The 13,013-nt window shown below is 35.5% G+C and carries 10 protein-coding genes and 1 rRNA gene; 7 read left to right on the top strand and 4 right to left on the bottom strand.

Going from position 1 to position 13,013, the window contains the following annotated elements; all coding sequences use genetic code 11:
- Nucleotides 1–190, bottom strand: a 16S ribosomal RNA gene (locus tag BMZ99_RS12535); the annotation flags it as partial.
- A gap of 549 nt (nt 191–739) precedes the next feature.
- Here BMZ99_RS12535 and BMZ99_RS12530 point away from each other — a divergent pair.
- The 4 genes from BMZ99_RS12530 (at nt 740) to BMZ99_RS12515 (ending at nt 5,396) form a co-directional block, all read left to right on the top strand.
- Nucleotides 740–1,666: a substrate-binding domain-containing protein gene (locus tag BMZ99_RS12530; protein WP_090937598.1), complete on the top strand. Its 927-nt coding sequence runs from the start codon at nt 740–742 to the stop codon at nt 1,664–1,666.
- On the top strand, nt 1,663–3,090 hold the full coding sequence (locus tag BMZ99_RS12525; protein ID WP_090937595.1) for an ATP-binding protein: 1,428 nt from the start codon (nt 1,663–1,665) through the stop codon (nt 3,088–3,090). Before BMZ99_RS12530 ends, BMZ99_RS12525 begins: the two co-directional genes overlap by 4 nt.
- 6 nt (nt 3,091–3,096) lie before the next feature.
- Nucleotides 3,097–3,762 carry a response regulator transcription factor gene (locus BMZ99_RS12520; protein ID WP_090937592.1) on the top strand — a complete coding sequence of 222 codons (666 nt, stop codon included), beginning with the start codon at nt 3,097–3,099 and terminating at the stop codon, nt 3,760–3,762.
- A gap of 290 nt (nt 3,763–4,052) precedes the next feature.
- Entirely contained in the window at nt 4,053–5,396 is a 1,344-nt protein-coding gene (locus BMZ99_RS12515; RefSeq protein ID WP_090937588.1) for an MFS transporter, read from the top strand.
- 73 nt (nt 5,397–5,469) lie between these two features.
- Here the strand turns inward: BMZ99_RS12515 and gyrA are convergent, their stop codons facing one another.
- On the bottom strand, nt 5,470–7,905 hold the full coding sequence (gyrA, locus tag BMZ99_RS12510; protein ID WP_090937586.1) for a DNA gyrase subunit A: 2,436 nt from the start codon (nt 7,903–7,905) through the stop codon (nt 5,470–5,472).
- Nucleotides 7,906–8,187: 282 nt separating this feature from the next.
- Here gyrA and BMZ99_RS12505 point away from each other — a divergent pair, with 282 nt between their 5' ends.
- Together BMZ99_RS12505 and BMZ99_RS12500 are read left to right on the top strand one after the other, a co-directional pair.
- A complete protein-coding gene (locus BMZ99_RS12505) occupies nt 8,188–8,826 on the top strand; it encodes a manganese efflux pump (RefSeq protein ID WP_090937583.1) in 639 nt (212 codons plus the stop codon).
- Nucleotides 8,827–8,930: 104 nt separating this feature from the next.
- The gene (locus tag BMZ99_RS12500) at nt 8,931–10,508 is read left to right on the top strand and encodes a PAS domain-containing sensor histidine kinase (protein ID WP_090937581.1); all 1,578 of its coding nucleotides are present in this window, start codon (nt 8,931–8,933) and stop codon (nt 10,506–10,508) included.
- Here BMZ99_RS12500 and BMZ99_RS12495 read toward each other — a convergent pair.
- Nucleotides 10,505–11,269 carry a sulfite exporter TauE/SafE family protein gene (locus tag BMZ99_RS12495; RefSeq protein WP_090937578.1) on the bottom strand — a complete coding sequence of 255 codons (765 nt, stop codon included), beginning with the start codon at nt 11,267–11,269 and terminating at the stop codon, nt 10,505–10,507. The two genes, BMZ99_RS12500 and BMZ99_RS12495, sit on opposite strands and share 4 nt — an antisense overlap.
- Nucleotides 11,270–11,360: 91 nt before the next feature.
- On the bottom strand, nt 11,361–11,792 hold the full coding sequence (locus BMZ99_RS12490; RefSeq protein ID WP_090937575.1) for a peptidylprolyl isomerase: 432 nt from the start codon (nt 11,790–11,792) through the stop codon (nt 11,361–11,363).
- 244 nt (nt 11,793–12,036) lie between these two features.
- Between BMZ99_RS12490 and cidR the strand changes: the two genes are divergently transcribed.
- Entirely contained in the window at nt 12,037–12,936 is a 900-nt protein-coding gene (gene cidR / locus BMZ99_RS12485; protein ID WP_090937572.1) for a cidABC operon transcriptional activator CidR, read from the top strand.
- The last annotated feature ends 77 nt before the right edge of the window (nt 12,937–13,013 follow it).

Genomic DNA, 13,013 nt, shown 5'->3' with positions numbered 1-13,013 from the left:
CATGCACTCAAAATACAACATTCGGTATTAGCACCACTTTCGCGGTGTTGTCCCCAGCTAGAAGGCAGGTTGTCTACGCGTTACTCACCCGTTCGCCACTAAGATTTTATTACTAAAATCTCCGTTCGACTTGCATGTGTTAGGCACGCCGCCAGCGTTCGTCCTGAGCCAGGATCAAACTCTCCATAAAAGTTATTTATGAAGAACCTTGATGGCTCTTTAAAAAAACAAATTGTTTGTGTTAGTTCATTTGCATGAACCAACTGTTTTGTACTCCAAAACGAGTACCGCACATCTGGCTTATTTTAACCTTACTTACATTGTTTAGTTTTCAAGGAACACATTCGCCCTTACAGCGGATCTTTAGTATAACATGTTTCTTTTAGCATGTCAACTTTTTTTATTGTTTGTTTTTTTACTCTTGCTGCCCTCGCGAGCTACTTTGAAAGTATATCATAATCGGCTATTATCGTCAACTACTAATTACAAAGAATATTAACTTCCATATATAAGATCATTTTCACTTTTAAAATCTGGTTATCCTATTTCTTTAAAGTGCAATACTATGTTACTTCTTTATTTAATTTCTCTATCTTTCATACCTCTACGAAAATGATATATGCTATAATATTGACAATTCCTATCTTTGATACATATTACAATCCTTGAGGCAAATCGTATATTCAGGTTTTAATGTATTACATACATAATCAAAAATACTAAAAAAGGTGATTACGTCGTGAAGCTAAAATTTTTAACTTTCAGCATTCTTATGTTTTTTGTTTTATTCACCAATAGTTGTAAAAGTAATACAACTCCTTATATTGATTTTAGCCAACCTTCAGAATTTGTTTCCTTACAAAATAACAGTAAACTTGATGAGCGTCCCCTTCTTATTGCCTTAGCCTCTGTTTTTTCTCCTCATGAGACAATCAGCTATTATAGACAAATCGCTGACTATGTTTCTAAGCAAACAGGACGCCAAACGATTCTCGTTCAGCGCAAAACCTATGCAGAGGTTAATATGCTTTTAGCAAATGGCGATGTTGATATTGCATTTCTATCTACTGGGGCTTATAGTTCCTACAGAGGTATGAATGAAATTGAATTGTTTGTTATGGCAGAACATGGCGGAAATTCTTTGTATGCACCAGAAGTAATTGTACATAGAGACAGCAATATTTACACAATCAGCGACCTACAAGACAAGGTATTTGCCTTCACTGATCCTCTTAGCTATTCTGGTCATATGGTTATGGAGGAATATTTGAGACAAAGAAATACTGACCCTGAAAAATTCTTTAAACGCTATTTTTATACCTATAGTCACGATAAATCAATTTGGGCAGTCGCTACCAAAGTCACGGATGGAGCTAGTTTTGATAGTCAAATTTATGAATATGCTAAAATTAAAACACCTGAACTTGCAGCAAAGGTGCGTATTATTGCTTCTATGCCCTCTGTACCAACAGGTCCTGTTGTAATTAATAAGCGAATGAATACACAGCAAAAAGAGCAGTTACGCCATATTTTTCTTACTATGAATGAAGATCCTGATACACTGGCAGCCATGCAGCATTTGGTTATAGATAAATTTGTTTTTCCCACACCCAAACTTTATGAACCTTTACGTAAAATATATGATAGGACAAATACGTTTCTATGAAGTGGTTACGACAATTAAGTATTTATTATAAAATCAACGGCATAATTATTAGTATGCTTCTCTTATTAAGTATTATTATTGGCTTTATTATGATGGATACCACCACAAAGCTGCTTGATCAACAAATTGAAAAACGTGGTGCGGAAATGGCTGCCTATGTTGCTGCTCTTAGCAGTAATGACATTTTGCTAGATGATAATTATGCTTTATTTGACCGCATTAATCAAACCAAGAATAATACAGAAGATGTTCGTTATATTTTAATTACAGACTCTGCTGGAAGAATTTTGGCCCATACCTTTGCTGGCAATTTACCTAAAGGATTACCTATCAAGCTTTCTCTTTATCCTAAAGATGAAGATGGATACCAGACAATGAAGTTTAACAGTAATGAAGGTCCTATACGAGAAGTGATTGTTCCCATTGAAAATGGAGCGATTGGGTACGTTCGCGTAGGTATGTCGGAAAAGAGCACACAGCAATTATTATCTCTTAAATTATATGAATTTTTTATTACAACACTTCTAATTTGTTTATTAGCTGCTATGGGTTCTACTTACTTAGCCTATCTTATTATTCATCCCATGCGTAATTTAACCAAAGCTGCCCAGCAAATTCAACAAGGTAATTTTTATGTCCAAACTGAAATTAAAACAGAAGATGAGGTTGGTCGCTTAGCTGGAGTATTTAATGAAATGATCGAAAGTCTAAAAGAAAAAGATTTTGAAAATAACCGTCTTCTAAAAGAATTACGTGCCAAGGAAGAATTACGTACTGTATTGCTAAATAAGCTTTTTACTGTTCAAGAAGATGAACGTAAACGAATTTCTCGTGAGCTCCATGATGAAACCAGCCAATCCATGGCTTCTTTGCTCGCATATATGAAAGTACTGCTATCAAAGTTGACTGACGAAAAACAGCGATCATTACTGCTTGATGCCAGGAATGTAGCAACCAATGTGTTAGGCGGCTTACGCAAAATGGCAGTTGAACTTCGTCCTCCAGTTTTGGATGATCTAGGAATCGTAGCCGCCATGGATAAATATATAACCAATTTCAGCAACCAACAGGATCTGATCGTCACTTTTTCCCCTCCAGATCAAAAATTAATCATCAATAATCAAATTGCACTAACTTTATACCGTATTTTACAAGAAAGCCTAACAAACATTTCTAAGCATGCTTGTGCTACAAGCGTGAATATATCTCTTAAACAAGATGCCAGCTCTATTACCCTTCGTATTGATGATAATGGTCTTGGTATCCGCTCAGGTGCTATTGAAGCTGCTCGTCAAAAAAACCGTTTAGGAATTTATGGTATGAAAGAGCGAGTTGAATTACTAGGAGGTAACTTTACCTTCCATTCCATTAGTGGACAAGGTACAACAATTACTGTAATTATACCGATAAGATGCTTGGAGTGATGATAAATGAAGTCTAAAATTAAAATTATTTTAGCTGATGATCATGCTGTATTAAGAGCTGGATTAAAGCTCTTACTTAATAATGAGCCCGATTTTATTGTCGTCGGCGAAACGTCTGACGGTGAAAAAGTTCTTGCCCTTTTAGAAGAACTAACTGCAGATGTGCTGATAATTGATTTATCTATGCCGAATATGGGAGGACTGGAATGTATAAAGGAAATCAAAAGCCGAGGTTATCCGATTAAGATCTTAGTACTCACCATGTATGAAGATGAACAGTACATAAAGGAAGCTATGCGATCTGGGGCTCTAGGCTATGTAGAAAAACATGCTGTTGATACTGAATTATTTATTGCAGTGAAGACGGTTAATATGGGACAGCGCTATTTAAATCCTCATAATTCTCAGCTGCTATTAAACAGTCTTCTAACAAATACTCCTAAAGAAAGTGCAGATGATCCTTACACCCTGTTAAGTCCCCGTGAACGAGAGGTTTTAAAATATATGGTTAGAGGGTATTCAATGAGTCAAACAGGAAAAATGCTCTGTCTTAGCGTTAAAACAGTGGATACCTATAAGACACGTATGATGGAAAAATTAGGATTAACTGAGAAAAGTCAACTAGTCGATTATGCACTTAAATACGATTTATTGCCAGCGAAAAGCGAGTAAGGAAAAACCTTACTCGCTTTTCGTTATATTATCTTTAAATTGAATACCACTTTTACTAGCTATAATTGTATCTTCATTAATCTCCGCTAATGAATTCGTCATAATGTAGGAATTTATCTTACATTAATTTCTGTATTTTTCCTACTCCATAATCAGATATTTTACGGATACCAGAATTGTCATTATAATGTGATAATTTAGATGATATTTTTTCCTACAATATAGTCAGAGGAGCGTGATAAAACAAAAACTAAACTTTGTAATTAAATAAAAGAAAGAAGGGATGCAAAATGTTTGAAGAAATTATTAAGTTTTTCACAACAGGAAAAGATAAACCCTTGATAAACGGCGATCAAAGCCAAATCGCAGCACTTTTTAATAAACTGCGCTGGCAGGTTTTTACATCAATTACCTTGGGCTATGCATTATTCTATGTTTTACGACTTAACTTCTCCGTTATTAAGAAACCTTTAATGGCAGCAGGAGTCTTAGATGCCCAACAACTTGGTATTATGGGATCAGTATTTTTTATTACCTATGGTATCGGAAAATTTACCAACAGTTTCTTAGCCGACAGAATGAATATTAAACGTTTCTTTGCATTAGGACTTTTTCTCTCATCTATTATTACCGTAATTATGGGATTTTGTAATGAGTACTTGCCATTAGTTGTATTATGGGGAATTAATGGATGGTTCCAATCTTTTGGTGCAGGTCCTTGTATTGTTGCTTTAAATCAATGGTTTAGTAATAAGGAGCGCGGCACTTATTATGGTATTTGGTTTACCAGTCATAATCTTGGAGCAGCTTTCACTTATATGGCAACTGCTGCTCTCGTAGGAGCTTATAGCTGGCGCGCAGGTTTTATTATGCCAGGTATTGTTTGTGCCATCGGCTCCATTTTTATTTACTTCTTCATGTCAGATCGACCTGAAACTCGCGGTTTACCAAATGTTGCTGACTTTAAAAATGACCATGCAGCGATTGTTGAAAAAGATAAGTCTGTTGGCAGTTTACAGTGGGAAGTAGTGAAACGTCCTGCAGTTTGGATACTTGGCCTTTCCAGCTGCTTCTGCTATATCGCACGGTATGCAATTGAAAGCTGGGGTATTATATATTTAACAGAAGCAAAAGGCTATACAACAATGGGAGCTAGCGGTATCTTATCCATTATGCAGTTTGCTGGTATCTTTGGTGCTTTGACTTGTGGTCTTGTATCGGATAAGTTTTTTAATCACAAACGAAATTTACCTTGTTTAATTTACGGTGCTTTATATGCTGCGGCAATTGCTTCCTTTGTATGGGCACCTGCTAACCAATGGATTGATCTGGGAAGTATGGCCGTATATGGCTTTACGATGGGCGCTTTAGTTTGCTATCTCGGTGGGCTTATGGCTGTTGATATTTGTCCCAAGCGGGCCACAGGTGCCGCAATGGGAATGATCGGTCTCTTAAGTTACGGCGGAGCTGCTGCACAAGAAGCTGTCAGTGGTTATTTGATTAATTCACATATGACCATTGTAAACGGGAAAAAAATCTATGATTTTACCCTTGCAGCTGATTTTTGGGTAGCATCAGCTATAATATCAATGATACTAGCGGCTTGTGTTTGGAATGCAAAAGTAAAAGATTAGTAATAAAAAAATGACAGGCTAGTTTATATAACTAGCCTGTCATTTTTTATAGAGTTAATTACCAATTTAACGATTAATCAATATCTGCTTTCTTTTCCACAGCAGCCAGAGCCACAACTTTATCATTTTCACCGGTTTTCATTAATTTAACACCTTGCGTATTTCGGCTAATTACGGATATGGTATCAATATCTATGCGTATAACTATACCTTCACTACTAATTAGCATCAATTCCTGACCAGGGCGCACTACCTTAATACCTACAACCTGACCTGTTTTTTCGGTTACTTTTGTATTAATAACACCTTTACCACCACGTTTTTGGTTTCGATAATTATCAACTGGAGTACGTTTTCCATACCCCTCAGCAGTTACAGTCAATACCTCGCCTTCTTGCTTTAAGGTATCCATTCCAACTACACTATCACCTTCATGTAAACGAATACCTCTTACACCTCGGGCTGTACGCCCCATATCACGAACATCGGTTTCAGGGAAATAAATAGCAAATCCATCCCGAGTTCCCATAAGCACATACTGCTCGCCATTAGTCAACTTAACACCAATTAGTTCATCATCTTCATCTAAGGATATCGCTATCAAGCCTGTTTTTCTTGCTGTATCGAAATCCATTAATTCGGTTTTCTTAACAATACCTTTTGCTGTAGCCATAAATAAATAGCGGGTATTTGTAAAGGCTTTAATTGGAATCACTGCCGTAATTCTTTCTTGTCCTTCTAACGGCAATAGATTTATAATCGATGTACCTTTGGAGGTACGGCTCGCTTCAGGTATTTCATAACCTTTCAATCGATATACCCGCCCACGGTTAGTGAAGAACAAAATATTATGATGTGTTGTTGTCACAAATAAATGCTCTACAAAATCTTCTTCTTTCGTTCCCATGCCAGCGACACCACGCCCACCACGTTTTTGATTACGATAGGTATCAACCGGAAGGCGTTTTACATAACTGGAACGAGTCAGCGTCAGTACAATATCTTCCTCAGCAATTAAATCCTCTACTGCCAAATTCGATAAATCATCTGTGATAATTGTGCGGCGATCATCACCAAAACGTTTTCTAACATCTAATAATTCTTCTTTAATAATATTTAGTACTTTTTGATCATCAGCCAAAACAGACTCCAACCATTCAATTGTTTCTAATAGATCTTTATATTCATTTTCAATTTTTTCTCGTTCCAGACCTGTTAAACGCTGCAAACGTAAATCTAAAATGGCTTGCGCTTGTTTGTCACTCAAATCAAAACCTTCGATTAAAGCTGCGCGAGCAACATCAACAGTCTTTGATTGCCTGATTGTTGTTATGACCGCATCAATATGATCAAGGGCAATTTTTAATCCTTCTAAAATATGTGCCCTAGCCTTTGCTTTTTCTAACTCATATGTAGTACGGCGAACAATTACTATTTTTTGATGTTCGAGATAATAATACAACATTTCTCGCAAATTAAGCACTCTTGGCTTTCCTTCAACTAAAGCCAGCATAATAATGCCAAAAGTATCTTGCAACTGCGTATGTTTATATAATTGATTTAAAATAACATCCGCGTTGATATCACGTCTTAGCTCAATTACAATACGCATACCATTACGGTCACTCTCATCTCTAAGATCCGTAATTCCATCAATTATTTTATCTCTAACTAAATCTGCAATCTTTTCAATTAGAGTAGCTTTGTTAACTTGATAAGGTATTTCCGTAACAATAATCCTAGGCTTACCGTTAGCCATTTTATCTACACGAGCCTGGGCACGCATTTTGACTACTCCACGACCAGTCGTATAAGCAGAGTAAATACCTTCTTTACCCAATATCAGACCTCTCGTAGGAAAATCAGGCCCTTTAATAGCCGTCATCAATTCGGGGATCGTGACCTCTGCATTATCAATCATCATAACCAGAGCATCAATAACTTCTCTTAAATTATGAGGAGGGATATTAGTAGCCATACCTACTGCAATGCCTGATGAACCATTCACCAAAAGATTAGGTACCTTAGCTGGCAGTACGGCTGGTTCTTGCATGGATTCGTCATAGTTAGGGACAAAATCTACTGTATCTTTTTCAATATCAGCTACCATCGCCTCAGCGATACGAGACATTCTAACCTCGGTATAACGCATAGCTGCTGCCGAATCTCCATCGACAGAACCAAAATTTCCATGACCATCTACCATCAGATAGCGAGTTGAAAAATCTTGAGCTAAACGTACAATAGCCTGATATACAGAACTATCACCATGAGGGTGATACTTACCAAGCACTTCACCAACAATACGTGCTGATTTTTTATAAGGCTTATTCGCCGCCATACCAGCTTCATGCATCGCATAGAGAATACGACGATGTACAGGCTTTAATCCATCCCGTACATCGGGCAATGCCCGCATGGTGATAACACTCATGGCATAATCAATATAAGAACCTTTCATTTCCTTTTCAATACTTACAGGCAATACTTTACCTAAACCAAAATCCACATTCTCACCTCAAAAACACAATTTTAAATTGCGATAATTCCTAGACTTGTCTTTTTTCATACCAATGCAAAACAACCATACCACTCAAAATATTTTATGAGTAGTATGTTAATCACTTACTTCAACTTCTTATTATACCATATAATTTCCCTATATTTTTAAAAAATCCTTCTAATCCTTGAATAACAATACAAAAGCTTCATCGTCACCAAAGATTAACCTTCACCATATATTATTTGTAGATACCTTCTCTAACCACTCTACCTATGGGAGGCTATATGAATGACGTTGTGCTATGTATTATTCTTAGGATTTGCTGTAAGTATCGACGGCTTTATTGCTGGTATTTCCTACGGATTAAAAAATATTTTTATATCTAGGATTTCTTTATTCATTGTAGGGCTAACAACAACAATATGTGTTAGTTTGGCCATGGGAAGTGCACATATCTTAGGAGCAATGTTAAATACCAAAATAGCAGTACTTATAGGTGCACTATTACTTACGATCATGGGGTTATTTAGTTTATTTCAAGAGTACTTTTCCGCAAAAGTTCATTCAGATTCTATAACTTCCGGAGTTCCATCTACAAATCTTACCTTTTCCATCGGCCGGCTTGTAATCAACATCATGGCTAAACCAGAAAAAGCAGATGTTGATCATTCTCAGTTCATTAGCTCGATAGAAGCTATACTTTTAGGATTAGCTCTCGGTATTGACAATATGATAGCAATTTTTGCTGCTGCCTTAGTAAGCCCTTTGCCTTTTTACACTCCTATTACTATGGGACTGATACAAATCCTAGTTATCACATTTGGAATCTATGCTTCTAAACACTTTATTTCTGAACAATTAAAGAAAAAGGTTCCGTATTTACCAGGGTTAATTTTAATCTTACTTGGTCTTTCTAGATTATACTAAATTTTTTTATTTTTATTTATGATAACCTAAAGGTAATTTACAAATTTTATAGAATACGTCAATAAGTTAAAAATTTCCATTTAGTTATAGAAAGGAAAATACGCATGGGAACGAATATAAATGCGAAAAAGAATTTTATAACCGAAATACACGATCAGTACACTGAAATTAATTGCCGGGAAAACCCTCAGCTTCTTCATCTTAAATATCAACAAATCATACGACAAAATCAAGAAGAGTATAAGACATTGATCGAGAATTTGCCTCTTATTTTTGCTCGTGTAAATACGAAAAGTCAACATATTTATATTAATCCTGTTATCTTTAAGGATACTGGAATTTCTTCTCAAGAATTTATTGGCAAAACATTTCGTGAAGCTGGCATGCCGCATAACTTTTGTGTATTATGGGAAGCTTCTTTTTCTTATGCTTTTTCCACTGGCAAGGAAGCATTATTTGAATCTGACTTTATTAATCAACAGGGAGAACATTATTATTATCAATGTAGAATCATACCAGAATACAATCAAGAGGACATTATTAAGTCCGCCCTGTATACCTTAATAAATATTACAGATCATAAAAAATTGGAAGCCAAGCTATATCGGCAACATCAAGAATTTCAAGCACTAATTGAAAATACTCCCGATATTATTTCCCGAATTGATAAAACCATGCGGATTACTTTTATTAATTCTTCTATCACTCAGCTAACAGGAATACCTGCTAAAGAATATATCAATAAAACCTTGTATGAACTTACCGATTGCGATACAAATACTTTAAATCTTTGGAAAATAAATGTCCAACAGGTTTTTATAACTAAAAAACCAAATGTATTTGAATATGAATATCCAGGTCTAACTGGAATTCGATACTTTCATGCCCGTATCGTGCCAGAGTTCGGAATCGACGGTTCCGTCGAACGTGCTTTATGTACTTCACGAGATATTACAACTTATACCAATTTAACAACTGAAATAGCCCGTCTTGATCGATTAAATTTAGTAGGGGAAATGGCTGCTAGTATCGGTCATGAAGTTCGAAATCCCATGACCACAGTACGAGGATTTCTCCAAATGATGTCTTTGAAAAAAGAAAATATAAAAAATAATGTTTTTTTTAATATTATGATCGATGAACTTGATCGAGCTAACTCTATTATTTCTGAATTCTTATCTTTGGCGAAAGATAAGTCAGTTCACTTAAAAGAAACAAGCTTAAACAATATCATCAATGCTCTTATGCCTTTAATGCAAGCTAATGCCATTGTTGATAATAAAATAATTCATCACGATTTATCTCCAATACCAAATTTACAGCTGGATGAAAAAGAGATTCGTCAACTGATACTTAACCTGGTTAATAACGGTTTAGATGCAATGAAATCAGGCGGAACAATCTCAATTCAAACCTTTACCTACGATAATACCGTGGCTTTAGCCGTACAAGACGAAGGTCACGGTATACCTAAGGATATTATGAAAAAAATTGGTACGCCTTTTTTCACCACGAAAGAAAAGGGAACTGGATTAGGATTAGCAGTTTGTTATAGTATTGCTAATCGCCATAATGCCACTATACAACCAATAACCAGTCCCCATGGCACTACTTTTTATATTTTATTTCCCATTAAGAATAAAGATGTAGTCAGATATTTACCCCCAGTTGCCAATGTTTAACGCAAGACATCCCATAGCTGCTTACTAATTAAAACAACTGACATAAATAAAAATAGTGGGCGCACATAAGCAGCGCCTTTTTTTATCGCTAATCTAGAACCTGCCAAGGCACCAAGAATCATAGAAAATCCCATAGGTATAGCATAATAATAATTAATAGAATCAAAATAAATAAAAGTAACAACAGCTGCAATATTACTAGCAAAATTTAACGCTTTGGAATTCCCAGCAGCCATTACAAAATCAAATCCAATCATTAAAAAGGCAAAAATAAAAAAGGAACCTGCTCCTGGTCCGAAAAAACCATCATAAAAACCAATAGTAAAAGCAACTATGCCACTTAAGTATGCTGTCCGTTTACTCATACCGTCATAGGTAGATACATCTCCCCATTCTTTTTTTGTAAAAGTATAAATAGTAACCACTACCAGCATAACAACTACCAATGGTTTTAAAAATTGAGATGGTATTTGCTGAACGGCAATAACACCAAATGCTGATCCAATAAAGGAAAGAGGAAATAAATATTTAATAATTTCAATATTTATCTTACCTGACCGCATAAATGAAATCGTACTCGTAAAACTTCCCATTACACTTGCCATTTTATTAGTACCTAATGCGATTGTCGGCGGCAATCCAGAAAGTAATAAAGCTGGTAAAGATATTAATCCTCCACCACCAACTACAGAATCAATAAAAGCGGCAATAAATCCAGCTCCCATTAAAAATAAAATCAGATCTACACTAATATTCTCCAAAATATTCCCTCCTAAAAATAAAAGGTGAGATTACATCAATTGATGTTCCCACCCTAAAAAACATATCCATCAGTTGGACAATCTTTAGTTTCTATTTTTCAATCACTGTAACCTTATTCATAATGTCACCTTCAGTGATTTTATCAACGACATCCATACCCTCAATTACTTTACCAAATACAGTATGTACGCCATCTAAATGAGGCTGAGGCTCATACACAATAAAAAATTGACTGCCTCCAGTGTTCGGCCCACGATGAGCCATTGACAAAGAGCCACGTTCATGAATTCGAGGATTATCTTTTGTCTCACAAGGAATCGTATAACCAGGGCCGCCCGTTCCAGTACCATTAGGACATCCACCTTGAGCTACAAAACCTTTTATAACACGGTGAAATGAAATGCCATTATAAAAACCTTCTGTAATTAATTTTTCAAAATTAGCTACTGTTTTCGGTGCATCTTTTTCAAATAATTCTATTGAAATTTTACCTTTATCCAATTCGATAATTGCTTTTTTCAAAGAAATTCCCTCACTTTGATCATTTTTTCCTTTATTATTATACCATAGTATTATACACTTTTATATTATATTTAATCTATAAAATATGAAAGAATTTAAATGTTTTAAATGTTTTAAATTCTTTGCGTTTTATTACAAGCATTTACTGTTATTTTATATTATAATTATACTATAACCTATTCTTAAAAACTATAGTACCTTACTATATAAATTCGACACATATTATTAAAAAGGAGATCGAAAGATGGACGTACGCCATTTAACTTATTTTATTGAAGTAGCCAGGCACCGTAGTTTTACTAAAGCAGCTCGTTCATTGCACATCACACAGCCGTCGATTAGTAAAATGATTAAAATTTTAGAAGACGAGTTAGGGACAACCTTATTTTATCGCTCTGCAAAGCAAATTGAATTGACTGATGCAGGTAGAGCTGTTCTTCACCAATCCCAGCAGATTGTAACTTCTTTTCAAAACCTAACATCAGAATTAGCCGATGTAATTAACTTAAAAAAGGGTACACTTGTGATTGGGTTGCCTCCAATGGTAGGTGCCAGATTTTTCCCTAAGATCATTGCTGATTATACAAGGTTATATCCCCAAATCTCTCTTAGTCTAATTGAAGTAGGTTCCAAAAAAGTTGAGGATGGGGTAGAAGATGGCAGCCTGGATATTGGCATGGTAGCATTACCCGTTAATGAGAATAACTTTGAAATGTTTCCTTTTGTCAAAGAGCCTCTAATGCTTATCGTTCACCCTGATCACGAATTAGCCAATCGATCTAATGTGGAGCTGAGTGAATTAAAAAATGAATCCTTTATCTTATTACGAGAAGACTTTACTCTTCATGGTCGTATCGTAAATCGCTGCATTCAAAGCGGCTTTGATCCTAAAATTATCTGTGAAAGCTCCCAATGGGACTTTATATCTGAAATGGTTGCAATTAATTTAGGAATTGCTATATTGCCACGAACCATTTGCAATGAACTTGACCCTGCCAAAATTAAAACAGTATCTTTAGCAGAACCTATGGTTCCTTGGCATTTGGGCATGATCTGGAAAAAAGATCGCTATCTATCCTTCGCCAGCCGTTCCTGGCTAAAATTAACCAGCCAATATTTTGGTACTAAGTTGGATTTGCCTTAATTAAGAGCAAACCTATATATAATTTTATCATTAAAAGTCGTACCTTAAGAGGTATGACTTTTATTAATAGTAAGGAT

Source organism: Pelosinus propionicus DSM 13327 (assembly GCF_900114615.1).
Lineage (GTDB): Bacteria > Bacillota > Negativicutes > DSM-13327 > DSM-13327 > Pelosinus > Pelosinus propionicus.
Note: the sequence above shows the minus strand (reverse complement) of the source record. Positions and strands in the feature narration are given on the sequence as shown.